We start from the raw sequence: 24391 nt of genomic DNA, 5'->3' as shown, positions 1-24391 counted from the left end.
ACCTTCTACACCGAACCCACCCCACCCGCGGTGGCTCTAGCCGCTTGACGAAAACCATAGAAGCACCCCCCCCGCACGCAGATGCGGCAGGACATGGCGAGCCACAGTGAGCACCCGAGCAGCTCCACGGTCACGATCTCGCGGGTCCACTCCTCAGTGGCCTCGTGAAGCGGCTCGGCGATGGCCGCTCCGATGCCCTGTCCGATGCCGGTCACGATCGCCACCCGTGCGGTGGTGTCGGTGGTGTGCTCGTTCATGGGCAATCCTCCTGGTCGTGCTGTCGATCCCAGTCAGGGTGCGTACCCGCGTCCGGCCGATTCGCGGGAAATGATGAGCTCCATGACCTGGGTGAATCCCGCGCCCCCGGGGCCGATCAGGTGCTCGCGCGGGACCAGGACGTCCTCGCAGCGCATCAGGCCGCGGCCCACCGCCTTGGTGCCGTTGATGACCCAACCGTCGTCAGTGCGCCGGGCCGTCATCCTCGGGTTGCCGGCGTCCGAGCCCGCGTTGAAGTCACCGCGGGCGATCTCCTCCACGATCAGTACGAACCCACCTTGGGCCCGGACTGACCGAAGCGCGCGGTGCTCGAGGCGATCGTGAGATCGCACGGCACGTGCAGCACGTGCCCGCCACCGATCGCGAGTCCGTTGACCGCCGCGATCACGGGCTTGAGGCCGGTCCTCGGGCGCGACGGCGCTCGGGCGCCACCGCGGCGGCCAGGACCAGGCGGGGCTGGCCCCGGACGTAGGAATCGAACGTGTGCCGCCGCTCGAAGTACCACGACTTCAGCGCCCACCCGTGAGCCAGCAGGACCAGGTCGTACGCAAGCAGTTCGACGTCCAGCTCCACGAACGCACCGCTGCGCACGGCCTCCTGGATGGCCTCGACCAGGGGTCGGAGCGATTCCACCTCATGGGACCCGTTCGGTGAGTTCGTCCAGCACCGCACCGGCCGCACGCAGCAGCTGGTTCCGGCGGACCTCCTTGCGGGCACGACGGGCCGCGCCCTCCGGGGCGAGGGCCGAGGTGTCGGTAAGTGAATCAGTATTCATCACGAATAAATCTGGATCCACTTCATGGCGCGTCATGGGTCGGAAGATGAAACCGTGCCCGGTCACCGAGCGATCGCGGCGACCACCTCAGCGGGCAATCGCCGCAAACACCGCCCCGGTGAGCTCGGCCAGATCCCGCGGGGCTAGACCCACGTCCTGCCCGCGTCGGCCACCGGAGACGTACATCCGGTCCAACCGCCGAGCGCCGTCGTCGATCACCGTGGGCAAGCGGGTGCGCTGACCCAGAGGGCTCACTCCGCCGAGCACGTAGCCAGTCAGTCGCTGGACCTCCCCGGGATCCGCCAACCGGGCCTTCTTGGCACCCAGCGCTACGGCCACCGCTTTCAGGTCCGCACTCTGCGCCACAGGCACCACGCACACCCCGAAGCCATCGTGATCCGTCTGCACCACCAGGGTCTTGAACACGCACTGCGGCGGCAGCCCCAGCGCCTCGGCCGCTTCGCGCCCGTAGGCCGTGACGCGGGGATCGTGCTCGTAACCCATGGCTTCGAATTGCACGCCAGCGCGCTCGAGGGCGAGTGTGGCGGGCGTGGCCGATGCTCGTTGTGTCTTCTTCCCCACGGGTTCCTCCCATGCCGCGTCCGTCATGTACCCGGGTCACTTCCCGGATTGCGGGGGAGCACACCCAGCCGGGTTCGGTACTGTGGGACCACGTCCACACCACGGAAGGGCCGGCGCCCCCTACCTCGAGTCTAGGTCCTCCCGCAGCGCGGACGAGAAGTCCCCCCACCACAGCCTCTCCCCCGGACGCCTCGCAGTAAGACGCCCACTCGCAGCACCCCGGACCCGCACCGGAGCACCCGCCGCAACGCCCCACAGGGCCGCCCGGTGGAACAGTCCGGCACTGTACCGAGCGAGCGTCGCCCACGCGCGGCACCGGCGGCAGTCGGCACACTCAGGATTCAGGAGGTCCGGGAAGTTGGCTACGATCCCACCCCCCGCCACGGCCCTCGCCCAGTGGTTCTCCGGCCCGTTCACCCCGCAACGGCGCCTCGTCGTCTTCCCCCACGCCGGCGCCGGGGCACTGTCCGGCCGCGATCTGCAGGCCGCGGACACCGAGGTGCTCACCCACCGCCGTCCAGGCCGGGAATCACGTATGGCCGAACCCGCTGTCGTGGACGTCCCGGAGCTCGTCGCGGAAGCGCTTGCGGCGCTGCTGCCGATCCTCGACGCGGACGAGCGGCCCACGGTCGCGCTCGGTCACTCCTTCGGTGCGCTGCTCGCCGCCGAGTTCACCGCGGCCCTGGACCGCGAGCGCCCGGGTCGGCTCGAGCGCACGGTACTCTCCGCCAAGGCCGCGCCCCCGGATCGCGATCCGCACCTCGCGTCGATCCTCGAGGACGACGCCGCTCTGGCCGCTTGGTTGCTCGAGCTCGGGGGCACCCCCGAGGAGCTGCTCACGGACCCTGGTCTGCGTGAGCTCGTCCTGGCCCCGTTGCGCGCGGATCTTCGGGCGTCGTTGAGCTACGACGCCGCCCCGCCGGACCTCGCCACGCCCCTGCTGCTCGTCCACGCACAGGAGGACCGCACGGCGTCGGCGGAGTCCATGGCGGGGTGGACGAGCACCGGGGGCACTGCCACACTCACGATCCCCGGGGGCCATCACGGGCTGTTCGATCACGCACGCGAGCTGCACGACGCGTTGCGGTCCGCTGTCGACGGCACGGCGGGTGGCGCCCGATGAGCGCGCACGCGGTCGCGCACCGCCAGCCCGTGTGGGCAGCACAACGACGCCGCGTGCCCGGTGCGCCGGCGGATCTCACGCTGCACGTCCTGCACCTCGAGGACGTCTCGTCCTGGGCGTTCTCCGCCGTGGACTGCCTCACGGAGGACGAACTGTCCCGGGCGTGTGCGCTGCAGGACTCCCACACCCGTGAACTGTTCGTGGTCTCACGCGTCGCTCTGCGCCACGTTCTGGCCCACCGACTCGGGTGCGCCGCCCACGAGGTCCCGATCAGTCACGACCCTCGCACCGGGGCGCCCCACGAGGTGCACGGTCGCGCGGCGGCCGTGTCCGGATCCCGCGGTGACGCCGGTCCCGAGCTCGCGGCGTCCTCCGCGCTGGGTCACGTGCGCCCCGTCCGGTTCTCGGTCTCGCGCACGGCCGGGGTCATCGCCCTCGTCACGGCCCAGCGTGCCGTGGGTGTGGACGTGGAACGCCTGCAGTCCGAGGTGGAGGCGAACGTGCTGCTCGACGTCCTGCACCCCGCGGACCGTGCCCGACTCTCCCGCGTGCGCGGGCGACGTCGTGCCGTGGCCGTGACCCGCACGTGGGTGCGCGTGGAAGCGCTCGTGAAGGGCTGGCGGACGGGCCTGTCCCGCGACCCCGCAAGCATCCACGTGGGATCGGCCGCGCGCGCGGACTATGGCCGCGGGTGGAGCGTGAGCGACGTGCGCACCACGGCGCGGGAGAACGCGCGCCTGGCCGTGGCATGGCGAACGGACCCCGCCCCGCAGGGCTGAGGTCCGTTCGCTCGTCATCCGCCCCGCGGGGCGGCGTCGCTCAGTGGCGACGTCGCGGGGTCTCCACCCGACGCCGCGGGGGCGCCTTCTTGGGTTGGATCACCGCGGCCGCGGCGCCCTTGGACACCCGGGTCACGAACCGCTCGAGCGGACCCGGCCCCACGGCGTGCTGCCACGCCACCGCGAACAGGGCGGCCACCACGATCTGGACGATGTACCAGAACCACGGGGTGCCGTCCGTCCACACGAACGCCAGGAAGATCAGGTGCCACACGTAGAGCGTCAGCGTCATGGACCCCATGGCACCCAGCCACGTGAGCCACTTGCCAATCACGCGGCACAGCAGCAGGAACGCACCCAGGGCGATCATCGCCATGCCCGCACTCTCGAACAGGGCGAGCGGGGTGTTGGTGTGCGGGCCCGTGAGCAGCAACCACAGGTTCGTGGTGTCCGGCAACTGGGGGTCCGGGCCGTAGTACTGGATGTTCCACACGTCCTCGGACGTCATCCACGGGGTCGCATTGATCAACGCGTCCTCGAGGTCGAACCGCAGCAGCATGAGCATGGAGATACCGCGGGACAGGGCCGCGACCACGGCGCCCACGATCACGAGCAGCACCTGCACCCGGTCGCGGGACAGGGGCAACCGGCCCAGCGCCAGGCCCAGGCAGATGAACGTCATCCAGGGCAGCGCCGGGTAGGTGCCCGTGAGGAACAGCTCCGCGAACACGGATCCCGGGTCCGAGAAGATCTCCAGGAAGCTGGGGTTGCCGTACACGTGGGCGGGCAGCACCGACAGCGACCACTGCATCACGAACGGCATGACCACCGCGAAGAACGCGGCCGAGGCCAGCAGCCACCGCACACTCATGAGCGTGAACGGGATGGCCAGCAGGAACATCAGACCGTAGTAGATCAGGATGTTGTACACGGGCAGGTCGAGCAGGTTCACCGTAAGACCGATCGCGAACAGCAGCAGGGCACGCACCAGGATGGAGAACCGCGCCCGGGAGCCGTCACGACCGTGGCGCGGGGTGCGCCCCCCGGTCATGAATGCGAGGCTCACACCGGCGAGCGTGGCGAACAGCGCGGCCGAGTGCCCGGCGAACAGGGTCCATTCGAGGGACGGTTCCCCCGCGGCGTTCGTCGCGGGGAGCACGTGCACCGCGATCATCCCGATGAGCGCGAATCCACGCGCCACGTCCACGCCCATGATGCGACGCTTGGTGCGGCGGCCATCCGCGCTCGTCACGTTGCGGGTGGCCGCACCCTGACGCGGTGCGGACGTGGAACGCGGCGGTGCGGTGACCACCGGGGTCGCGGCGGTCCACAGACCGCTCTCCGCCGCGGTGCAACCCTCGTCCCCGCGGTCGCCCAACCACACCTCTCGCGGTGGACGGCGCCCCGGTTGCGGGCGCTGTCCCACGGGCAGGTCACCCTCCAGGACGACTTCTTGCGTGCTCTGCTGCGTCATTCGGTGACTCCCTCATGCTTGCCGGAGGTCTTCCCCGCGGGGACGACGTCCGTGCGGACCGTGGCCATCGCGGACGATCCCGCGCTCAACTGCGGCGCCGGTGCAGCTCCGAGCAACGGTGCGGTGGACACGTGGTCCGACTCGATCGCGGGCACGACCTCGGCGCTGATCGCCTGGTCCCCCGGTGCGAGGTGACGGATGGGGTTACCGCCCCAGTTGCCGTCCGGGGGCACCGTCTCCTGCCGCATGACCAGGGACCCGGGGCCCACGGTGGTGCGCTCCTCGATCGTCGCACCCGGCAGCACGAAGCTGTTGGGGCCCAGCGTGGATCCCCGCCGCATGGTCACGGGCTCCATCCGCATGACCCGGTCGTGGAACAAGTGGGTCTGCAGGACCGTGCCGCGGTTGACGGACACGTTGTCCTCGAGGCGCACGAGGTCGAACTCGGGCAGCCACCACGACTCGCACCACACGCCGCGACCGATGTGCGCACCCATCAGGCGCGCCCACAGGTTGAACATGGGCGAACCCACGCTCAGGCGGATCATGGACGGGACCGCGAGGGACTCGGCGAACACGTCCGTGAGTTCGTTGCGCCACACGAATGAGCTGAACAGCGGCCGTTCGCTCGGTCGGAAGCGGCCCACGAGGGCCCACTTGACGAGCACCGGCACCAGGCAGGCCACGGTACTGGCGACCGTGAGCACCACACCGGACCACGCGAACGCGGCCACCACACCCGTGGCACCCATCCCGTGGGACATGTAGATCTCGGTGAGGACGTACACGATGATGAGGTCCAACCAGGCCGAGACCATGGCGGGCACGAAGCGGAAGAACTCCACGAACGCACGCGCCGCCTTGAGCCGCCGTTGCGGGCGGAACGTGGACTCGGCGTCGGCCTCGGTCTTGGCGCGGGCGATCGGCTCGGCCGTGCGACCCAGCCAGGACGAACCGGCGGGTGCGTGGTGCGGGGCGGAGCTGAGCACGGCCACGAGGGCGTCCGCGGGCAGGTCCCGGTCCGGTCCCACGATCCCCGAGTTGCCCACGAAGGTGCGCTCACCGATCACGGAGGTACCCACGTGCAGCCATCCGAACCCGGCGCGGTGGGACGTGACCAGGGCGTGGTCAGCCAGGAAGGACCCGTCCTTGAGCGTGGTCAGGTGCGGGATGGTCTCCGCGGTGGAGATCTCCACGTTGCGCCCCACCTTGGCCCCAAGCAGGCGCATGAACCACGGAGTGATGCAGGACGCGTACACGGGGTAGGTGGAGATCAGGGTGCGCTGCATGAGCGTCTCGGTGAGCCACATGGCCCACCCCACGGGACCGTTCTGGGGGAAGTACCCCGGCACGATCATCCCGGCCACGAGGCGCACGAGCGCGACCACGAGCAACAACCACACCACCGCGGTCACGATGGTGAACACGGGGACCCACACGGCCACGATCGGGAAGACGACCTCGTACTGCTGGATGGTGATCACCTGGGACAGCACGATCAGCGCCCCGGGGATCAGGGCGAGGAAGGGCAACAACCCCACGAGCACGGCGCCCGCGGAGAACGCGAGGTGCGACGTCGCCGAACCCCACGTCTTCGTGCCTCCCGTGGCCTCCGGGGACTCCTCGGGCCACGTGAGGCCGGCCGAGCCGTGGTGGCGCAGAGGGGAACCGCCCCACAGCTCGCCGTCCGGGACGTTGCGGCTGACGTGCGAGCCGGGCAGCACCTCGGCGCCGTGGCCCACGCGCATCCCGGGATCCACGAGGGTGCGGGTGCCCACGCGGGCGTTGTCACCGATCTCGATGGCGCCCACGTGGAAGACGTCCCCGTCCAGCCAGTAGCCGGACAGATCCGATTCGAACTCCAGGGTGGAGTGCTCCCCCACGCTCACGAGACCCGTGACGGGCGGGGTGTTGTAGAGGTGTGCGCCCTTACCGATCTTGTTGCCGAACAACCGGTGCAGGCCGCGGGCCATGGGGGTGCCGGTGAGGACGTCGTACTTGTTGTAGACCACGATGCGCTCGGCGGCCCACACGCGCAGGTGGTTCCAGCTCCCCCGCGGATAGTGCCCGGGTTTCAACCCCGCGGTCAGCGCGCGTACCGCGGCAGCGCCGATGAACACGCGCCCCGGCAGGGAGAACATCACGAGCCACCCCAGGACGAGCGGCCACAACGGCGGCGTGGGGACCCAACCGGCGTCCGCGACCACGGCCAGCAGCCACACCACGATGAGCGCGCCCACCACGTAGCGGAACCCGTTCAGGAAGTTCAGGGCCAGGATGAACAGCCCCTGCAGCCAGCCGGTGCTCGCGGGGGTGGGCTCGGGGTCCCGCTTGACGTCGTGGGACTCCCCCAGCGTGGCCAGGTAACCGGCCATGCCCTCGAGGGTGGGGTGGGCGTAGATCTTGGCGATCTCGGTGTCCGGGTGGGTCTTGCGCAGCGCGGAGACCAACCGGGCGAGCGCCACGGAGCTGCCACCCATTGCGAAGAAATCGCTGTCCGGGCCGAACGGCAGCGGTCCGAGCTGGTCCGCCCACAGTTCCGCGAGCCACGCGAGGTCCCCGGTCAGGGACTCGGAGCCGTCGTCATTGGACGCGGGCAGCGGCCAGGGAAGGGCCTTGCGGTCCACCTTGCCGGAGGTTTTCATGGGCAGTTCGTCCATGATGCACAGCGCGGGGACCATCTGCCCCGGGAGTCGTTCCACGAGCCAACGCCGCGCCTCGGAGAGATCCACGGAGCCCTCGAACTCGGGGACCAGGTAACCCGCGATCACGCTGCCACCGCCCGGGGTGGAGTGCACGGCGCACGCGCCGAGCTTCACGCCGGGCACGGCGCTCATCTGCGTGTCGATCTCACCGAGTTCGATGCGCCGCCCCGAGACCTTGACCTGGTCGTCGGCACGGCCAGCGAAGACGATGCCCTCGGGGTCCGCGCGCACGACGTCACCCGAGCGGTACGCGCGGTCCCAGCCCAGGGATTCCAGCGGCGCGTACTTCTCGGCGTCCTTTGCGGGGTCCAGGTAGCGGCCCAGACCCACGCCGCCGATGATCAGCTCGCCGGTCTCACCCCAGCCCACGGGCTGGCCGTCGGCGTCCACGACGGCGAGTTCCCACCCGGGCACGGCCAGACCGATGCGCACTGGGGCCTCCCCGTTGAGCAGGGCGCCCGTGGCGATGACGGTGGCCTCGGTGGGTCCGTAGGTGTTCCACACCTCACGGCCCGGGCGCACCAGGTGCTTGGTCAGTTCCAGGGGGCAGGCCTCGCCGCCGAAGATCAGCAGGCGCACCCGGTCCAGTGCGGCATTGGGCCACAGGGATGCGAGTGTGGGCACGGTGGAGACCGCGGTGATCTCCTTGTCCACGATCCACTGGCCCAAGTCCGGGCCGGAGCGCACGATCTTGCGCGGTGCGGGCACCAGGGTGGCACCGTGGCGCCACGCGAGCCACATCTCCTCGCAGGACGCGTCGAAAGCCACGGACAATCCCGCCATCACGCGGTCACCGGGGCCGAGCGGGCGGCGCTGCAGGTACATGAGGGCCTCGGCGTCCACGAGTGCCGCGGCGGAGCGGTGGGAGATCGCCACGCCCTTGGGCTTACCGGTGGACCCGGAGGTGAAGATGATCCAGGCGTCGTCGCGGGTACGCGGGGTGGCGGTCTGCTCACCCGTGGTCACGGCCGGGTTGCGGGTCAGTTCGAGCCCCTGACCGAACACGGCGGCCACGCCGGCTTCCTCCCACACGGTGCGCGCGCGTTCATCGGGGTCATCCCAGTCCACGGGCACGTAAGCCGCGCCGGCGAACAGGGTGGCCAGGATGGCAACGTACAGGTCCACGCCACCGGAGGGCACACGCACGCCCACACGGTCCCCGCGTCCGATGCCCATGTCCCACAACCGCTGGACGTGGGTCTCGACCCGGTCCTCGAGTTCCCCGTAGGGAACGCTCTCGTTCTCGTCCTCCAAGGCGATGGCGTCCGGGTACTGCGCGACCGTCTCGAGGACGATGTCGACGAGGGTGCGCGGTGCCGGTGGTTCCTCCACCGGGTACACGGCCCTGTCCGGCGCGAGCGCTCGGACTCCGCTCCTAAGATCTTGGCTGTCCACTGCTAGTACTCTCCCCCTTGCTAAGGACCGGTGGTGCAGGGAGATGCGGACGTCGTCCTCGGTCGAGGCGCGGTGCTGCAAACGTATGGATCATGCCGATGGGTCCCCCGACCGATACGGCAGCGTGACATCCGGAAGATGCGCAATGGCGTCCAGCGAAAATATCCCCCTGCTGGCCCAGATTACGTCGCCAGAATACGACAAGCATGAACTTGGATGCAATGTACGGTGTCGGTCCCGGCATCACCCAGGTGGGGATGTCATGCTGAAGAATTATGTAACGTGACCCACCCCACGGACTCCCACCCGTGTGCCCGTGAATCGTGTTCCGTAGATCACGTGGAGGGCGTGGGTTCGTCCGCCGCGAGCAGTTCGTCCAGGATCTCGGCGTCCGGCATGTTGAAGTGGTCGCGGTGCGGCATCAGTTCCAGGCGGGTGCGTGTGAAGCCGCGCTTCTCGTAGAAGCGCTGACCCTCCGTGGCCGCCGTGACGGCGTCGAAATCGGACGCGGGATCTGAGCCGTTGTCCAGCAGACCCGTGAACCACCACATGCGCACCTCGGCCTTCTCCTGGCGGGTCGGGACCTTCGACAGCCCGTCCGGCGCGCCACCACCGCCCACCATGGCCGCACCGCCGGTCACGAGGTCCCGGGCACCGCTGAGCACCCCGTAGCTGAGCATCTCCGCGCCACCCGAGTACCCGAACCACGACACCCGGTCCCGTTGCACCGGGAGGTCCGCGAGCAGCCGGTTCTCGGTCAAAGCGCGCAACCAGCGCATGTTGGCACTCATCCCCTGCCACCACGTGCACTCGCCCTGGCAGTCGGGTGTGAGGGGCACGGCCAACAGGTCGTTGTGGGAGGCCGCGATCGCGGACAGGCACGTGGTGCGCCCACCCGGTTCGAAGTACTCCGCCCCGCCGTCCCCGTGCAGGTCGATCACGAGCCCCACGGGCTTGGAGACGTCCACCCCGCCGTCGATCACGTGGTAGGAACTCGTGGTCCCGCGGTACGTGTAGGTCTGCTCCAGGTGGCCGAGCGCCCCGGCTTGGGTCTGGTCCTGGGTGGTCGGCTGCGTGGCCAGGGTCACCGTGTGGGGGAAGGCTCGGGAGTCGTCCGCGCGCAGCCCGTACTGGGTGCAGTCGGTCGTGGGCGGCTCCGCGGACTTGAACGGGTTCACACTGATGAGGACCACGGCCGCCACCAGCACCAGCAGCAGGACCAGCACCAGAACGACACGCCACGAGGCATGTCTCGCGCCCGTCCTCGTGGGACTGGTAGGCATGGCCGGAATCGTACCCCCGCGGGCTGGGAGTTCTCGACCTTCCACCCCGCGACACCCCTGTGGCGTGAGACGACGTCGCTCGGCCGGGTCCGCGCGACGCCCCGGCGCCGCGGCGTCGTCGTCCGCTTCAGCGCACCAGACGGGGCACGAGGCCGACGAGTGCGAGCATGACGAGCAGCTCCACGAGGGTCTGCGTGAGTACGGCGAGCGGCGCGAGGACCGTGCCGTCCGGCGCCGCGAGGGCGAGCGGCAGCACCACCAGGGAGTTGCGCGTGACCCCGCTGAAGAGCACCGCGCGGCGCTCGCGGACGCGCAGGCCGGCAAGGCGACCGGCCGCCCAGCCGAGCGCCGTCATGAGCGCTGCGAAGCTCACGTAGACGGGTACGAGCGGCAGCAGCGCTTGCGCGCGTGAACCCACGAGGGCGATCTGGGACGCGACCACGGTCGCGAGGGTGAGCATCATGAGCGGGACCATGGCACCACCGGCGAGCCGGCCCCACCGCCGGGCCACCGGGGACCGCGCTGCGGCCCACTGGGTCACTGCCGCAGCCACCAGAGGGATGACGATCACCACCGCGAGGGCCTGGGCGAATGTCCCCCAATGCACGGCCATGGCGACGTCGGGCGCCAGGAACGACCACAAATACAGGGGCAGGGTCAGCATCTGCAGGACGAGCAGCACGGGGGACGCCGCGAGCAACCGGTCGTTCGCGGCGCCCGCGAGGCCCGAGAACACGATCACGTAGTCGATGCACGGGGTGAGCAGGACCAGTAGCACCCCGATCAGCATCGGGCCCTCGATGGAGAATGCGCGGACGAGCGCGAACACGATGACCGGGACGACCGCGAAGTTGACGATCACCAGGCACGCCATGAAGCGCAGGTCGCGCAGACCTTCGCCCACGCGGCGCAGCGGGATACCCAGGAACGTCACGTACAGCAGGGCCGCGAGCACCGGGGTCACCGCGGGGGCGGCGAGGCCACCGAGGCCCGGGGCCCACCAGCCGGCGAGCGCGCCCACCGCGAGCGCTGCGAGGTAGAGGGGTATCTGGAACCGCTCCATGAACCGGGTCATCGGGGCCTCTGCCGCGCGCCGCCATGTCCGGCGCCGTCGGTGTCGTCCCGTGTCAGCGCGGTTCCGGTCAGGGCCGTGAGTCCCGACCGGAAGACGGCGTCGGTGTCCACGGGGTGCTCGGCGTGCAGGCGGGCATAGCGCCGCGCGATCTCCGCATCGACCGGGGCGGCGCGCTCGGAAGGGGCCATCGGCTGTGTCAGAGCGCTGCCGAGCGTGAAGCTGGCGAGTGTGTACGCAGCACTGAGGGGATCGGGCGCACCGAGCTCGTCCAGGAGAGCGATCATCCGCTCCGACAAGCGGAGGTAGTGGGGTCCCCTGGGAGCACGCATCCCGATCACCGGGCACGCCCACCCGTGGCGCGTGAGGTGCGCGTGATAGGCGAGCATCAGGTCCGTGAGCTCGCAGGTGTCCACCGCGTGTCGCATGGCGGGGTCGGCGCCGAGCGCGTGGTCGAGCCCGAGGTCGAACAGGTCGTCCACGGACGACACGCGCGAGTACAGGCTCGCCGGCGCCACGTTCAACCGACCGGCCACGGCGCGGACCGTCAGGGCCCGGAGCCCGCCCTCGTCCAGCAGAGCGGCGGCGGTTCGGCCGATCTCGTCCGTGTCCACGGCGCGGGTGCGGTGCACGGGTTTGCGATGGTCCCAGTAACTCACGGGGTCAGCGTAAACGAACACTGTTCACCCGGCACGCGAACTAAGTAGTTTAAGGACATGCCTGACGATTCTGGGCTGTCCCTGCCCCTCGTCACCGAACGGCTCCGGCTACGCGCCCATACCCCCGGCGACGCCCCGTGACATGCCCGGGTCCATCTCAGGCCTGCCCCTGCCCGGTTTCTGGCCAGCCCGGACGGGTTCGATCGACGTTCGCTGTCGACGGCCGTGCCACGCGGCGCCCGGCCATCCCGGACATACCGGGGCCCGACGTCGCGCAGAGACGTTCACCGGTCGGTCACCTCGCGGTCTCCGGACGCTCGTAGGGTCTGCGGCACACCCGCCGCCGACCCGCGCGGGTCAGACCGAGGAGTACCGCCATGCACCGATCACTCGTCCCTGCGGCCGCGATCACCGTGGGGTTCGGCCTATTCACCGCGGGACCGGCCGCGGCCGCGGCGCCGGCGGTGAACACCGGCTCCGCCGTCCAGGTCCCCATGGGAGGGCATGACCGCTCTCCCGCACCGGGCACCCACCCGCACGAGGGTAAAGCCAACACGCAGGGACACCGTGTACGCGAGCACCGGGGAGATCAGGGGGCCCATCACGATCGGCACCGTCGCCACGGGAAAAAGCACCGCCCGGGGCGAGGGCATCACAAGGGGCACGCCTTCGAGGTGAGCTACGTGGACAGCATGGTCTTGCCGGACGAGTTGCGCAGCGTGAACGGCGTGCCTTTCGGCGGGATCTCCGGGGTGGACTATCGCTCCGAGGACGGTTCCTATCTGGCCCTCAGCGACGACCGTTCCCAGAAAGCACCCGCCAGGTTCTACACCCTGGACCTACCCTTCGACGATGATGGCTTCGATGCACCGGGGTACTCCGTCACGGACACCACGGTGCTCCAGCACGCAGATGGCTCCCCGTACCCGGAGAACTCCGTGGATCCGGAGTCCATCCGATGGGACCGCACCTCGCACACGGCTCTCTGGACGGACGAGGGAGACGTGACCAAGGGACTCGCCCCGGCCATTCGGGAGATGACCGACACAGGGGCGTTCGTTCGCGCGTTCGACGTGCCTCGGCAGTACCTCCCAGCGTTGGACCAGAGCGGCAATCAGATCCGGGGCGTTCGCAACAACCTCGCGCTGGAGAATCTGACCCTGGGGCCGTGCGGCACCACGTTCTCCGTGATGAACGAGGCAACCCTGGTCCAGGACGGCCCGGTCGCCTCACCCGAGACCGGGAGCCCGCTGCGCCTGGCCCAGCTCGACCGGCGGACCGGTCACAACCTGGCCCAGTACGTCTACAAGACCGAGCCGGTGTCCGTCCCGCGGGGTTCGAGTGGCGGCGACCGCGGCGCTTCCGAAATGCTGCAATTGAGCAAGACCGATTATCTGGTGATCGAGCGTCAGTACGTCGAGGGTGAGAACCAGATCCAGGTCTACCGGGCCAGCACCAAGGGCGCCACCGATGTGTCCCGTTCGGGGGCCCTCACGGGTACGGAAATCCCGATGAAGAAGGAACTGGTCATCGACCTGGTCGTATCGGGGATGTCCCCCGGAAACGTGGAGGCCGTGAGTTTCGGCCCGGATTTCGCGGACGGTGACGCATCCCTCGTGCTCGCGGCGGACGACAACTTCAACCTGGCCACCCAGGACACGGTGTTCCACCTGCTCCGGGTGAACACCCACAAATAGATGGGGAGGGTGGGTGGGGTCCACGGTGGACCCCACCCACCCTCGCTCCCATCACGCCGCGGCCCGTGAAACAGGCCGATGCGCCACGAGGCGCGTTCGCTCAGTCGTGCCCGGAGCGAAGTGCGGCGTGCAGGGCCGCGAAACCCGCTTTGATCTCGGAGCGGTGCGGCTCCACGACCCCGCGGGCCCACTCCTTGGTGGTGTCCTCCACGTCATTGCCCCTGGCCGGCATGTCCGGCTCGTCGAGGAACGGCAGGGCGACCTCGGTCAGGTCGATGAGGTCCACGTCGGCGTCGTCACCGGTTGCCAACCCGGCGACCTGGTCCGCGATCTGACGGCGTGGGCGTGGTTCGGTCAGTCGCGCACGGAGGCGGTGGCGACCACGGGCATCCCCGTCCTACCGGCCACCTTGGCCAGGACGGTCGCATTACGGCGCAGGTCCGGGACGCTCAGACCCCGACGACCTGGAACAGGCCGCCCTGGTGGTCCACCAGCAGTAGAGCGACGTCCTCGGGATCGATCATCGGGAGGAAACCGTGGAAGGTGGGAAGGGCGGGGAAATCCGTCGACAGGGTGTTCTCGTGTCGCATTCCGGGGACCCGACGATGGGCCTCCCCCAGAGTAGAGAGGGGCATATCTTCTTGCCCATGATGTGACGACCGCCCGGACACAATTTCCCCCGTGTCGAGCGTGAGAAAGGCCACGGAGTGCATCTGTGGTGCGATACGCACGCCCGGGACCCGGATCCATGTCTTTTCGGCACATATGTGTACCCGGCGTGTGGGGCGCGCACGCCACGGACGCGGAGGCCCCCCCTGGACCCTCGACCGACAACCACACCCGGCACGGCAAATTCACCCGGACAGCAAAAAACCCGGACCCTCTTTCAAGGATCCGGGTTTCTCCGCCCGTGCGACGGGCCATTCGGTGGAGCTAAGGGGACTCGAACCCCTGACCCCCTGCATGCCATGCAGGTGCGCTACCAGCTGCGCCATAGCCCCGTACGACTCCGAAACCTTACCACGCTTCGGCCTGCCACGTTTACCCGGGATTCACTCCCGAACCACATCGTGGGACCATCGCATTTCCAGTTCCCCGGAACGACTCGACCATCCTAGACAGCTCGCGCGAACTCGCGCAAATTGCCCGGCGGCGCGAGCTCAGACCGCGCGGGGAGCGGCGTCGTCCTCGATGTTCGCGGAGCCGGCCGATGGCAACTGGACGTCGATCGCCGGGCAGTCGCCCCACAGCCGTTCGAGGGCGTAGAAGGCACGGTCCTCGTCGTGGAGCACGTGGATCACGGCGTCCCCGTAGTCCAGGAGCACCCAGCGGCCCTCCCCCTTGCCCTCGCGGCGCAGGGGCCGACGGTCGTGCTGCTCGATGAGCGCCTCCTCCACGGCGTCCACCACGGCGGAGACCAGACGTTCGTTGGACGCGGAGGTCACCATGAAGACGTCCGTGATGGCGAGGCTCTCGCTGACGTCGAACGCGACGACGTTCTCGGCCTTCTTCTGGTCCGCGGCGCGCGCGGCGCTGCGCACGAGGTCGATGGATTCGGTGGTTGCAGTCACTGAAGTGTGCTGTCCTTTCACATGGGTCGGTTTCACAGAACGAAGATCACGAAGGCCACCACGAGCGCCACGATCACGGCCACGAGTAGCGCGAGCACCACTCGGGTCGTGGACGTCCCGCGGGAATACGCCCCGGGTTCCAGCAGGGTCAGTCCCTCGGCGTCCACCGCGCGCACCGGCTCGGCGGGAGGAGCCACGGTCTCGGACCGCGTTTCGGGGGTCGACGACGCCGCTCCCGCCGCGGCCTCGTGTGTCCCCTCGGGTGTGCGGTCCCGGTGCGGGGCCTGGATCACGGGGATCCGGGAGGTCTCGGTGACCGGTCCGTAGCGCACGGGTGAGGCCGGGAGGGACGCGGGGTCCGCGAGACTCTTCCCCAGGCTCACCCCCGGCGCCTGGGCCATCAGGGCCGGCGGGAAGGTGATGGTGAAGTACTCCGGCTCCGGCTCGTCGTGCACGGGTTGCGGCGGGGTGACCGGCGCCTGGCCGATCCCGGGTGCGGCGGGAGCGTGACCCGACGACACGGTGTCCCCTGGCACGGAGCCCTCGGATGCCGGACGAGCCAGTGCCTCCCCGGCGGGGCCACTTGCTGCGGGTCCGTTCCCCAAAGCGGTGGGCTCTTCAGCGGTGGCCCGCTCGGCGGCCTGCCGGTCCTGTTCATTGGCCGCCGCGGCGCGCATCGCGAGATCCGCGAGACGACGCTGGGTGGCGAGCAGGGCGTCGTCGACCTCTCCCCCGCCCGTGCGCTCCGATTCCTGGATCTGCCGGGCGTGCTCGACCATCTCACGCTGCAGCCGCGCGAGTCGCCGGGGCCCCAAGGGCTTGACGGTACCCGTGTGCTGGGGGGTGTCCAACTCGATCACGGGAGCCGGCGGGGCCACCCACTCCTGCTGTCCCGTGGCCGGGTGGGCGGCCCACGGGCATTCCTGGGGGTTCGCGGCTCGGTTCTTCTCGGGGGGTGTGCTCACGCGGTGCTCCTGTGACCCGGGGCGGGGACCCCGGGCGAATCCGTGGGGGCGGATGAGGGGGTGCCGGCATCCTGTGCCACAGGGGTGCCGGATGCGGTCTCCGGGTCCACATCGGGATCGGTGGAACCGCGGTAGAGGCCGTACTTGTTGATGTACTGCACGACCCCGTCCGGGACCAGGTACCACACGGGCTTGCCCGCCGCCACGCGGGCGCGGCAGTCCGTGGAGGAGATGGTCATCGCGGGGACGTTGAGCAGCGACACGCTCTCCGAGCCCACGGGCGCGGAGAGCACGTGGCCCGGGCGGGTCACACCCACGAACGTGGCCAAGGACCACAGCTCATCGGTGCCCTTCCACGTGAGGATCTCCGCCATGGCGTCCGCGCCGGTGATGAAGAACAGCTCGGCGTGGGGACGCAGGGTGCGCAGGTCCCGCAGGGTGTCGATCGTGTACGTGGGTCCGGAACGGTCGATGTCCACGCGGGACACCGTGAACCGCGGATTGGACGCCGTGGCCACCACGGTCATGAGGTAGCGGTGCTCGGCGTCGGAGACGTCCTGCCCGGCCTTCTGCCACGGTTCACCCGTGGGGACGAAGACGACCTCGTCCAGGTCGAAGACTGCGGCGACCTCCGACGCCGCCACGAGGTGCCCGTGGTGGATGGGATCGAAGGTCCCGCCCATGACTCCCAGCCGGGTCACACCCGGCCTGCGCGGGGGGATGTCCAGTTCCGTCTCGGCCGCGGTCACTGACGCGTTGAGGGGATTCACTCGTGCCGATCTGTCGGTCAGTGGCGCGGGGTGGCGTGCACTCGGTCGAGCATGGCCTGCTCCTCCGCGGGCAGCTGCGCGGGGTCCTCGTACTCACCGACGGCCGGGGCCTTGCCGCGGGGCGCGAAGGACATGGAGATGAAGAGCATGATCAGGAACAGGATGAACGCGACGATGCCGAAGACCGGCGCCATGGCGTGCAGCTCTTCGTTGATGGAGTGCCCCTCCTCGGCCGCCAGGACGGTGACGTTGGACAACAGGTACAGCGAGCTCATGCGGTTCCCTTCTGTGGCCGGCGGCGCCGGTCGGTGAATGCGACGAACGTCCCGGGTGACGTCCGTTCCATGGTACGTCTCACGGACGCACGTGGCCGTCACCCTGGACGACCCACTTGGTGGTGGTCAGCTCCTCCAGCCCCATGGGACCGCGCGCGTGCATCTTCTGCGTGGAGATCCCGATCTCCGCACCCAGCCCCAACTGGCCGCCGTCCGTGAAGCGGGTGGACGCGTTGACCATGACCGCCGCGGAGTCGATCTCCGCGGTGAAACGTTCCGCGTTAGCCAGGTCGTTGGTCACGATCGCCTCGGTGTGGCCCGTGGAGTACGTGCGAATATGCTCGATCGCCTCGTCGATGCCGTCCACGACCTTCACGGCCATGTCCATGTCCAGGTACTCGGTGGCCCAGTCCTCGTCCGTGGCCTGCAGGTGGTCCGATCCCGGGGGCAGCAGCGCTGCGGCGCGGTCGTCCACGTGCAGGGTCACACCGGCCTTGTCGAGTGCGGCGAGCACCTCGCGGGATGTCTCCTGCGCCCCGCTGTGCAGCAGCAGGGTCTCGGCGGAGTTGCACGTGGAGGTGCGGTGCGTCTTGGAGTTCACGGTGAGCTTGGCGGCCATCTGCGCGGGCGCGGACTCGTCGATGAACACGTGCACGTTGCCCTCGCCCGTCTCGATGACCGGGACGGTCGCGTTGGTCACCACGGACTGGATGAGTCCACGGCCGCCGCGCGGGATGAGCACGTCCACCTTCCCGCGCGCACCCATGAGGGCGTTGGCGCCGTCGCGGCCGTAGTCGTCCACGGTCTGCACGCAGTCCACGGGCAGTTTGGCGTCCGCGATGGCGTCCCGAAGGATGCCCACGAGCGCCCGGTTGGAGTCGAAGGCCGCCGAACCACCGCGCAGCATAACCGCGTTACCGGACTTTACGGCGATCCCGGCGATGTCCACGGTCACGTTCGGGCGGGCCTCATAGATCACGCCCACCACTCCCATGGGCACGCGCACCTGGCGCATGCGCAGCCCGTTCGCGAGCGTCTGCCCGCGCACCACGGAGCCCACGGGATCGGGCAGGGCCGCGAGTTCCCGCAGCGCGTCCGCAAGACCCGTGATGCGGGTACGGTCCAGCTTGAGCCGGTCCAGCAGCGCGGTGGAGATCCCTGACTCGCGCCCGCGTTCCAGATCCCGCGAATTGGCCTCGAGAACGGTGTCGGCGCGGGCCTCGATCCGATCGGCCATGAGGTTCAGCGCGCGGTCCTTCCACGCGCGCGGGGCGCGGGCGAGCGTGCGGGCGGCCACCCGGGCGTCGTCGGCCATCAGGCCGACCCCGGCCACGGGATCGTCCCCGAAGGTCTCCTGCGCGGTCAGTACGGACGTGTTCTCGGCCACTGTTCCTCCTGCGGATCATGGTGCGGGCGCGCGGCGCCCACGGTTCAGGTTAGGGGTTGGACGTGCGGTCAGACGGTTCGTTTCAGCTTGGTCCTCGCCGAACGGGGCCGCATGGTCACGAGGTTGTCCACGTGCACGAGCTCGCGGGCGTAGTCCTCACCAAACTCCTCCCCCAGTTCGTGCGTGCGTTTGCCGAGCATCCCGGGGACCTCGTTCGAGGCGTAGTTGATCAGCCCGTGGGCCACTTCCTTTCCGTGGGAATCCACCATGGCCACGGGATCGCCCGCAGTGAACTTCCCGGACACCTCGGTGACACCGGCCGCGAGCAGCGAGCGACGACCGCGAATGGCCTCCACCGCGCCGTCGTCCAGGGTCAGGGTGCCCTTGATATCCGCGAGGTGCGCGAGCCACAGCAACCGCACGTTGCGCCGCCCGCCGGTCGTGGCGAACCACGTGCCCACGTCGTCGCCGGCCAGCGCACTCTCGATGTTCGCGGCGGAGGTCACGAGCACCGGGATGCCAGACGACGCCGCGATGCGCGCCGCCTGCACCTTGGTCACCATCCCGCCCGAGCCCACGCCCGCGCGGCCGATCGTGCCGATCTCCACGCCTTCGAGATCCGTGATGGGATCCTCGACGGTGGGGATGCGCTCCCCGCCGTCCTGGGGGGGCCGGGTGTAGAGCGCGTCCACGTCCGAGAGCAGCAACAGCGCGTCCGCCTTGATCAGGTGCGCCACGAGCGCAGCGATGCGGTCGTTGTCGCCGAACTTGATCTCGTGGGTGGCCACGGCGTCGTTCTCGTTGACGATCGGCAGGATCCCCAGGTCCAGCAATCGTTCGATCTGGCGATGCGCGTTCTTGTACTGCGAGTGGCGCATGAGGTCCTCGGCCGTGAGCAGCACCTGACCCACCGTGACGTCGTAGCGCGTGAAGTAGTCGGTGTAGCGCGAGATCAACAGACCCTGTCCCACGGAGGCCGCGGCCTGTTTGGTGGCGAGGTCCTTGGGCCGGCGGGACAGTCCGAGCGGCTGCAGCCCCGCGGTGATCGCACCCGAGGAGACGAACACGACCTCCACGCCCTGCGCCTTGACCCGGCCGAGCGCGTCCACAATGCTGCGCAGCGCGTTCTCGTCGATCGAGTTCTCGATCGAGGTCAGGGACGAGGACCCCACCTTGACCACCACGCGCCGGGCCATGGGCAGGTCCGCACGGCGGGTGATGGGAGAGCGGCGGTTCTTCCCCCGGCTCTCGGTGCTCAGCTGGATCGCGGACTTGGCCGCTTGCTGCTCCATGGCCGGGACGTCGATCGTCTCGGTGGGGGTCTTCTCCGCGTGGGGCGTGTCACTCACTGTCGTGCGTCTCCTTCGGCTCGGAAGTACGGCGTCGATCTCGCGCGTCGTCCACGGACTCGGTCCAGATCCCGGCGCGGCGCTGCTCCTCGAGCTCCGCGCGGGCCTCGGCCTTGGCGTCCATGCGGTCGTAAAACTGTTCCCGCTTCTCGCGGCGCGTGGGCCGGGACGTGTCTTCGAGGCGCAGGTCGGAACCGCGCGGGCCGCCGAGCAGTTCGGCGCCGCCCACCATGGTGGGCTCCCAGTCGAAGACCACACCGTTGTCCTCGGGGCCGATCAGCACCGCGTTGCCCGGGCGGGCGCCGATGCGGAACAGTTCGTCCTCGATCCCGAGTTTCGCGAAGCGGTCCGCGAGGTATCCCACGGCCTCGTCGTTGTTGAAATCGGTCTGCTGCACCCACCGTTCGGGCTTCACGCCGCGCACGTGGTACAGCGGCTCCCCTGCCCGGTCCTCGCGGGTGATCTCGAACTCCTTGCGGTCCTTCCCTCGACGACGCCGCACGGGTTCCGGGCGCAGCACGGTCTCCGCGCGGCGCTGCTCCTCCCGCTGTTCCTCCTGCTCGCGGGCACGGGAGACGAGCTCGGCCATCGCGAAGCCCAGTTCCCGCAGTCCGGCGTGCGAGGCCGTGGAGATCTCGAAGACCGGGTAACCGCGTTCCTCGAGTTCGGGGCGGATGAACTCGGCCAGTTCCCGCGCCTCGGGCACGTCCACCTTGTTCAGGGCCACGAGTCGGGGGCGCTCGGTCAGCGGGATCGTGGTGGGGTCGTCGTCGCGGATGGCCTCGGCGTAGTGGGACAGTTCCTGTTCGAGGGCGTCCAGGTCGCTCAGCGGATCCCGTCCGGGTTCGAGCGTGGCGCAGTCGATCACGTGCACGAGTGCGGCGCAGCGCTCCACGTGCCGCAGGAACTCGAGTCCCAGCCCCTTTCCCTCCGAGGCACCCGGGATCAACCCCGGCACGTCCGCCACGGTGAAGCGGGTGTCACCCGCCTGGACCACACCCAGGTTGGGCACCAGGGTGGTGAACGGGTAGTCCGCGATCTTGGGGCGCGCGGCACTCATGGCCGCGATCAGGCTCGACTTGCCCGCGGAGGGGAAGCCCACCAGGGCGATGTCCGCGATGGACTTCAGTTCGAGCTCGACCTGGTGTTCCTCACCGGGCACACCGAGCAGAGCGAAGCCCGGGGCCTTGCGCTTAGGCGAGGACAGTGCGGCATTGCCCAGTCCGCCCTGGCCGCCACCGGCCAGCACGAACTCACTGCCCTCACCGAGCAGGTCCGCGAGCACGTTGCCCTGCCGGTCCTTGACCACGGTGCCGTCCGGGACGGACAGCACGAGGTCCTGGCCCTTGAAACCGTGGCGCATGTCCCCCTTGCCGGGCTCACCGTTGGGGGCCTTCTGGTGGGGTGCGTGGTGGAAACCCAACAGCGTGGTGGACTGACCGTCCACACGCAGGATCACCGAACCGCCGTCGCCGCCGTTGCCGCCGTCCGGGCCGCCCAGGGGCTTGAACTTCTCGCGCTTGACGGACACGCAGCCGTGGCCGCCGTTACCGCCCGTGGCGTGCACGATCACTCGATCTACAAAACTGGCCACGCGGCTCCTCGGTGGTAGGGGTCACCTGCTGCGAGCGGGTCGACCGGGGTCTTCTGAAAAGACTAGAGGGTGAGCGCGTGAAGCGCCCACCCTCTAGTGGTCGCCGCCACGGGGTCGTGGCGGCGGGTGGACCCAGGGGTCCGAATGAGAATTACTCGGCGGTCTGAATGTTGACCACGCGGCGACCGCGGCGGGTGCCGAATTCGACGGCGCCAGCGGCCAGGGCGAACAAGGTGTCGTCCTTGCCGCGGCCCACGTTCACGCCCGGGTGGAAGTGCGTGCCGCGCTGGCGGACGATGATCTCGCCGGCGTTAACGGACTGGCCGCCGAAGCGCTTCACACCCAAGTACTGGGCGTTGGAGTCACGGCCGTTGCGAGTGGAGCTCGCACCCTTCTTGTGTGCCATGGTGTGTGCCTACCTTCGTTGGAAACGTATGTGGGGAGCCGGATGCTCAGGCGTCGATGCCGGTGACCTTGACGGTGGTCAGTTCGGCGCGGAAGCCCTGACGCTTCTTGTAACCGGTCTTGTTCTTGTACTTCATGATCGAGATCTTGGGACCGCGCAGGTCCTCGACGATCTCGGCGGTGACCTTGACGTTCGCCAGGGTCTTGGAGTCGGAGGTGACCTTGTCCCCATCGACCAGCAGCAGCGCAGGAAGCTCTACGGTGCTGCCTGCCTCGCCGGCGACGCGGTCAAGGGTCACGAGGTCTCCGATGGAAACCTTCTCCTGGCGGCCGCCTGCGCGGACAATCGCGTACACCACTTGGGAACTCACTTCTCTCGACATCTATGGACTACGTGTGTGGGTCGGGCGTACTCCTGGAGGACTGCGAATGTCGAGACATCACGCCGAGGTGATCCATGACCGACCGCATTCTCCGCGTGGCTATCGCATCGATTCAGGATGTTCGCCCGAGTGTGCCGCAACCTGGTGCGTGAACTGGATATGACACACACCGGCGCTCGGCACCGACACCCCAGCCTACCCGATCACCCGAAGTCATGCCAGTTGCGCCGCGGCGCGCCGCTCGCCCTCCGGCGACGTCGCCGGGGTCGTCTGCGCGAAGAAGGCCAGCTCGAGCGCGCACGCCCGGTGGAACGCGCGGCGCATGTGCTCCCGGGTGGCCGGGTCCGCGTGGGCGGCCTCCCGGTCCACGATCTCGCGCACCGACTCGGTCGCGGTCTGGAAGTCCGGATCGTCGTACGTGCTGAGCCAGTCGGCGAACGGGTGCTGCGGTCCCGCGACGCGGGCACGACGGGTGAGCTCCGCACCCACGTGGGCGTAGAGCCAGTAGCACGGCAGGATCGCGGCGGAGCCCACCGCGAAGCCGTCCTGACCCGTGCGCGCCAGCAGGAAGTCCGCGTAACTGCTCGTGACGTCACTCGGCGGCATGGGCTCCCGGTCCCCGAGCCGGGCGCAATGCAGCGCGGACTCGACCGAGACCACGGAGGCCGACGCCGCGGCGAAGTGTTCGCGCGAACGCTCGTCCGGGGCGGAGGCCGCGAGCAGGGCCAGCGCCCGGGAGTAGTACTGCAGATATTGCATGTCCTGGTCCAGGTACAGCTCGAACTCGCCCGGGTCCAGGGTGCCGTCCCCGAGGCCCCGGATGAACGCCAGGGCAGCAATGCGTTCACGCACCGGGGCGCTCTCCTCCCACAGTTCATCGGTGAACCGGGGGCCCTCGGATTCCGCGGCGGCCGTCATCACGAACGCCGGATCCGTGACGAGGTGCTGGACGTGGTGCATGTGGTGCACGGGACCGTTGCCGTGACCCACGTGCAACTCGTCCGCGCCGCGCAGTGCACCGCGCAACCATGTGCGGGCCGTGCGGATCGCCTCGGGCCAGTCCCCGGTCCGCGCCACGACCGTGGCCACCGCGGAGGACAGCGAGCACCCGGTGCCGTGGGTGTTACGCGTGTGCACCCTGCGACCCTCGAACAACGCGGCGGGTTCGTCCTGACCGGGGAGCAACAGGGCGTCCGGGGTCGTGTCCCCGGCCAAGTGGCCACCCTTCACGAGGACCCGGGTATGGAACGCCGCCGCGACCGCGCGTCCCTGCTCGAGCGCCTCGTCCCAGGTCGCGGCCACGGGGCGCTCGGCCAGCACCGCGAGTTCCGGGAGGTTGGGGGTGATCAGATTCGCGTGGGGCAGCAGCTCCCGCAGGGCCCGTTCGGCGTCCGGACGCAGCAATCGCCCACCGGCCGTGGCGACCATGACGGGGTCGATCACGACCACGGGTGCGCGCCCCACCATGAGCCAGTCCCGGACCGTGTCGATGACCTCCACGGAGCCGAGCATCCCCACCTTGATCGCATCCAGGGTGACGTCCCCGGCGACCGCATCCAGCTGGTCCCGCAGGACCTGGACGGGTGGGGTGTGTACGCTCACGACGCCCCGGGTGTTCTGGGCGACCACTGCGGTGATCACACTCAGCCCGTACCCGCCCAGTGCGGCGATGGATTTCAGGTCCGCGGCGTGACCCGCCCCGCCCGTGGGATCGGTTCCGGCAATCGAGAGGACGCGGGGTATGGCGGTAGAAGGCGTGGTGTCCACGACAATCCCTTCGCTAGTACGAGCTAGATCAGGTTCGACGGGTGTGTTCTCAGCCGCAGTGCGCAGCACCCCGTGTGTGTGTCCCCGATCATGCCACAGGGGCAC

The 24391-nt window shown here is 69.4% G+C and carries 25 protein-coding genes, 1 tRNA gene, 1 pseudogene and 1 riboswitch; of the genes and pseudogenes, 3 read left to right on the top strand and 24 right to left on the bottom strand.

Going from position 1 to position 24391, the window contains the following annotated elements; translation table 11 throughout:
• Positions 1-5: 5 nt before the first annotated feature.
• The 6 genes and pseudogenes from RF637_RS10145 to ybaK all read right to left on the bottom strand — a co-directional run bounded on the left by RF637_RS10145 (position 6) and on the right by ybaK (position 1660).
• On the bottom strand, positions 6-257 hold the full coding sequence (locus RF637_RS10145; protein ID WP_368844760.1) for a hypothetical protein: 252 nt from the start codon (positions 255-257) through the stop codon (positions 6-8).
• A 33-nt stretch (positions 258-290) separates the two neighbouring features.
• Positions 291-536, bottom strand: coding sequence for a hypothetical protein (locus RF637_RS10140; RefSeq protein WP_368844759.1), 246 nt, complete (start codon positions 534-536; stop codon positions 291-293).
• 5 nt (positions 537-541) lie between these two features.
• Positions 542-670: pseudogene (locus RF637_RS10135) on the bottom strand (enoyl-CoA hydratase-related protein); the annotation flags it as partial.
• Positions 661-909 carry a hypothetical protein gene (locus tag RF637_RS10130; protein WP_368844763.1) on the bottom strand — a complete coding sequence of 83 codons (249 nt, stop codon included), beginning with the start codon at positions 907-909 and terminating at the stop codon, positions 661-663. The gene RF637_RS10130 and the pseudogene RF637_RS10135, both read right to left, overlap by 10 nt.
• A gap of 1 nt (position 910) precedes the next feature.
• Positions 911-1051, bottom strand: coding sequence for a hypothetical protein (locus RF637_RS10125; protein WP_159450059.1), 141 nt, complete (start codon positions 1049-1051; stop codon positions 911-913).
• A gap of 87 nt (positions 1052-1138) precedes the next feature.
• Positions 1139-1660: a Cys-tRNA(Pro) deacylase gene (gene ybaK / locus RF637_RS10120; protein WP_052160699.1), complete on the bottom strand. Its 522-nt coding sequence runs from the start codon at positions 1658-1660 to the stop codon at positions 1139-1141.
• A 331-nt stretch (positions 1661-1991) separates the two neighbouring features.
• On the opposite strand from ybaK, the gene RF637_RS10115 reads away from it, so the two are divergent.
• Positions 1992-2756 (top strand): thioesterase II family protein, encoded by a 765-nt coding sequence (locus RF637_RS10115; protein WP_368844758.1) that lies wholly within the window; start codon positions 1992-1994, stop codon positions 2754-2756.
• Positions 2753-3535, top strand: a complete 783-nt coding sequence (locus RF637_RS10110) for a 4'-phosphopantetheinyl transferase superfamily protein (RefSeq protein WP_035962156.1) — start codon at positions 2753-2755, stop codon at positions 3533-3535. Before RF637_RS10115 ends, RF637_RS10110 begins: the two co-directional genes overlap by 4 nt.
• A 40-nt stretch (positions 3536-3575) precedes the next feature.
• Here the strand turns inward: RF637_RS10110 and RF637_RS10105 are convergent, their stop codons facing one another.
• The 5 genes from RF637_RS10105 to RF637_RS10085 form a co-directional block, all read right to left on the bottom strand.
• A complete protein-coding gene (locus RF637_RS10105) occupies positions 3576-5009 on the bottom strand; it encodes a DUF418 domain-containing protein (RefSeq protein ID WP_368844757.1) in 1434 nt (477 codons plus the stop codon).
• On the bottom strand, positions 5006-9055 hold the full coding sequence (locus RF637_RS10100; protein ID WP_368844756.1) for a Pls/PosA family non-ribosomal peptide synthetase: 4050 nt from the start codon (positions 9053-9055) through the stop codon (positions 5006-5008). Before RF637_RS10100 ends, RF637_RS10105 begins: the two co-directional genes overlap by 4 nt.
• 389 nt (positions 9056-9444) lie before the next feature.
• Positions 9445-10392 (bottom strand): hypothetical protein, encoded by a 948-nt coding sequence (locus RF637_RS10095; RefSeq protein WP_368844755.1) that lies wholly within the window; start codon positions 10390-10392, stop codon positions 9445-9447.
• 127 nt (positions 10393-10519) lie between these two features.
• Complete coding sequence (locus RF637_RS10090) at positions 10520-11455, bottom strand: arsenic resistance protein (protein ID WP_368844754.1); 936 nt, start codon at positions 11453-11455, stop codon at positions 10520-10522.
• 8 nt (positions 11456-11463) lie between these two features.
• Entirely contained in the window at positions 11464-12123 is a 660-nt protein-coding gene (locus tag RF637_RS10085; RefSeq protein ID WP_368844753.1) for a TetR/AcrR family transcriptional regulator, read from the bottom strand.
• A 377-nt stretch (positions 12124-12500) separates the two neighbouring features.
• Between RF637_RS10085 and RF637_RS10080 the strand changes: the two genes are divergently transcribed.
• Positions 12501-13820: an esterase-like activity of phytase family protein gene (locus RF637_RS10080; protein WP_144996539.1), complete on the top strand. Its 1320-nt coding sequence runs from the start codon at positions 12501-12503 to the stop codon at positions 13818-13820.
• 100 nt (positions 13821-13920) lie between these two features.
• Here the strand turns inward: RF637_RS10080 and RF637_RS10075 are convergent, their stop codons facing one another.
• The 13 genes from RF637_RS10075 to RF637_RS10015 all read right to left on the bottom strand — a co-directional run bounded on the left by RF637_RS10075 (position 13921) and on the right by RF637_RS10015 (position 24286).
• Positions 13921-14130, bottom strand: a complete 210-nt coding sequence (locus RF637_RS10075) for a hypothetical protein (RefSeq protein ID WP_098055047.1) — start codon at positions 14128-14130, stop codon at positions 13921-13923.
• 139 nt (positions 14131-14269) lie between these two features.
• Positions 14270-14410: a hypothetical protein gene (locus RF637_RS10070; protein WP_156960893.1), complete on the bottom strand. Its 141-nt coding sequence runs from the start codon at positions 14408-14410 to the stop codon at positions 14270-14272.
• 338 nt (positions 14411-14748) lie between these two features.
• Positions 14749-14821, bottom strand: a tRNA-Ala gene (locus RF637_RS10065).
• Between the two features lie 159 nt (positions 14822-14980).
• Positions 14981-15391: a ribosome silencing factor gene (rsfS, locus tag RF637_RS10060; RefSeq protein WP_368844752.1), complete on the bottom strand. Its 411-nt coding sequence runs from the start codon at positions 15389-15391 to the stop codon at positions 14981-14983.
• Between the two features lie 32 nt (positions 15392-15423).
• Positions 15424-16356 (bottom strand): hypothetical protein, encoded by a 933-nt coding sequence (locus tag RF637_RS10055; protein ID WP_368844751.1) that lies wholly within the window; start codon positions 16354-16356, stop codon positions 15424-15426.
• Complete coding sequence (gene nadD / locus RF637_RS10050; protein WP_318281388.1) at positions 16353-17078, bottom strand: nicotinate-nucleotide adenylyltransferase; 726 nt, start codon at positions 17076-17078, stop codon at positions 16353-16355. The genes RF637_RS10055 and nadD overlap by 4 nt, the downstream gene beginning before the upstream one ends.
• Positions 17079-17143: 65 nt before the next feature.
• Entirely contained in the window at positions 17144-17401 is a 258-nt protein-coding gene (locus tag RF637_RS10045; protein WP_035962170.1) for a hypothetical protein, read from the bottom strand.
• A 79-nt stretch (positions 17402-17480) separates the two neighbouring features.
• Positions 17481-18788: a glutamate-5-semialdehyde dehydrogenase gene (locus RF637_RS10040; protein ID WP_368844750.1), complete on the bottom strand. Its 1308-nt coding sequence runs from the start codon at positions 18786-18788 to the stop codon at positions 17481-17483.
• Positions 18789-18856: 68 nt separating this feature from the next.
• Positions 18857-20080, bottom strand: a complete 1224-nt coding sequence (gene proB, locus RF637_RS10035) for a glutamate 5-kinase (RefSeq protein ID WP_368844762.1) — start codon at positions 20078-20080, stop codon at positions 18857-18859.
• Positions 20081-20129: 49 nt separating this feature from the next.
• On the bottom strand, positions 20130-21731 hold the full coding sequence (gene obgE / locus RF637_RS10030) for a GTPase ObgE (protein ID WP_035962175.1): 1602 nt from the start codon (positions 21729-21731) through the stop codon (positions 20130-20132).
• Positions 21732-21882: 151 nt separating this feature from the next.
• Entirely contained in the window at positions 21883-22137 is a 255-nt protein-coding gene (rpmA, locus tag RF637_RS10025) for a 50S ribosomal protein L27 (RefSeq protein WP_035962177.1), read from the bottom strand.
• 46 nt (positions 22138-22183) lie between these two features.
• Positions 22184-22495: a 50S ribosomal protein L21 gene (gene rplU, locus RF637_RS10020; protein ID WP_064846154.1), complete on the bottom strand. Its 312-nt coding sequence runs from the start codon at positions 22493-22495 to the stop codon at positions 22184-22186.
• 237 nt (positions 22496-22732) lie between these two features.
• Complete coding sequence (locus RF637_RS10015) at positions 22733-24286, bottom strand: bifunctional hydroxymethylpyrimidine kinase/phosphomethylpyrimidine kinase (RefSeq protein ID WP_368844749.1); 1554 nt, start codon at positions 24284-24286, stop codon at positions 22733-22735.
• A riboswitch (TPP riboswitch) is annotated at positions 24274-24369 on the bottom strand. It overlaps the preceding gene by 13 nt.
• Positions 24370-24391: the final 22 nt, after the last annotated feature.

Origin of the sequence: Kocuria sp. CPCC 204721 (genome assembly GCF_040980945.1) — a bacterium.
GTDB classification, from domain to species: Bacteria; Actinomycetota; Actinomycetes; order Actinomycetales; family Micrococcaceae; genus Kocuria; species Kocuria marina.
Note: the sequence above shows the minus strand (reverse complement) of the source record. Positions and strands in the feature narration are given on the sequence as shown.

Coding starts and splice junctions, on each gene's coding strand:
- RF637_RS10045 (WP_035962170.1), bottom strand. CDS start 17,401: ATGAGCTCGCTGTACCTGTTGTCCAACGTCACCGTCCTGGCGGCCGAG.
- RF637_RS10090 (WP_368844754.1), bottom strand. CDS start 11,455: ATGGAGCGGTTCCAGATACCCCTCTACCTCGCAGCGCTCGCGGTGGGC.
- proB (WP_368844762.1), bottom strand. CDS start 20,080: ATGGAGCAGCAAGCGGCCAAGTCCGCGATCCAGCTGAGCACCGAGAGC.
- RF637_RS10145 (WP_368844760.1), bottom strand. CDS start 257: ATGAACGAGCACACCACCGACACCACCGCACGGGTGGCGATCGTGACC.
- RF637_RS10110 (WP_035962156.1), top strand. CDS start 2,753: ATGAGCGCGCACGCGGTCGCGCACCGCCAGCCCGTGTGGGCAGCACAA.
- RF637_RS10105 (WP_368844757.1), bottom strand. CDS start 5,009: ATGACGCAGCAGAGCACGCAAGAAGTCGTCCTGGAGGGTGACCTGCCC.
- RF637_RS10125 (WP_159450059.1), bottom strand. CDS start 1,051: ATGAATACTGATTCACTTACCGACACCTCGGCCCTCGCCCCGGAGGGC.
- RF637_RS10080 (WP_144996539.1), top strand. CDS start 12,501: ATGCACCGATCACTCGTCCCTGCGGCCGCGATCACCGTGGGGTTCGGC.
- RF637_RS10095 (WP_368844755.1), bottom strand. CDS start 10,392: ATGCCTACCAGTCCCACGAGGACGGGCGCGAGACATGCCTCGTGGCGT.
- ybaK (WP_052160699.1), bottom strand. CDS start 1,660: ATGACGGACGCGGCATGGGAGGAACCCGTGGGGAAGAAGACACAACGA.
- rpmA (WP_035962177.1), bottom strand. CDS start 22,137: ATGGCACACAAGAAGGGTGCGAGCTCCACTCGCAACGGCCGTGACTCC.
- RF637_RS10070 (WP_156960893.1), bottom strand. CDS start 14,410: ATGCGACACGAGAACACCCTGTCGACGGATTTCCCCGCCCTTCCCACC.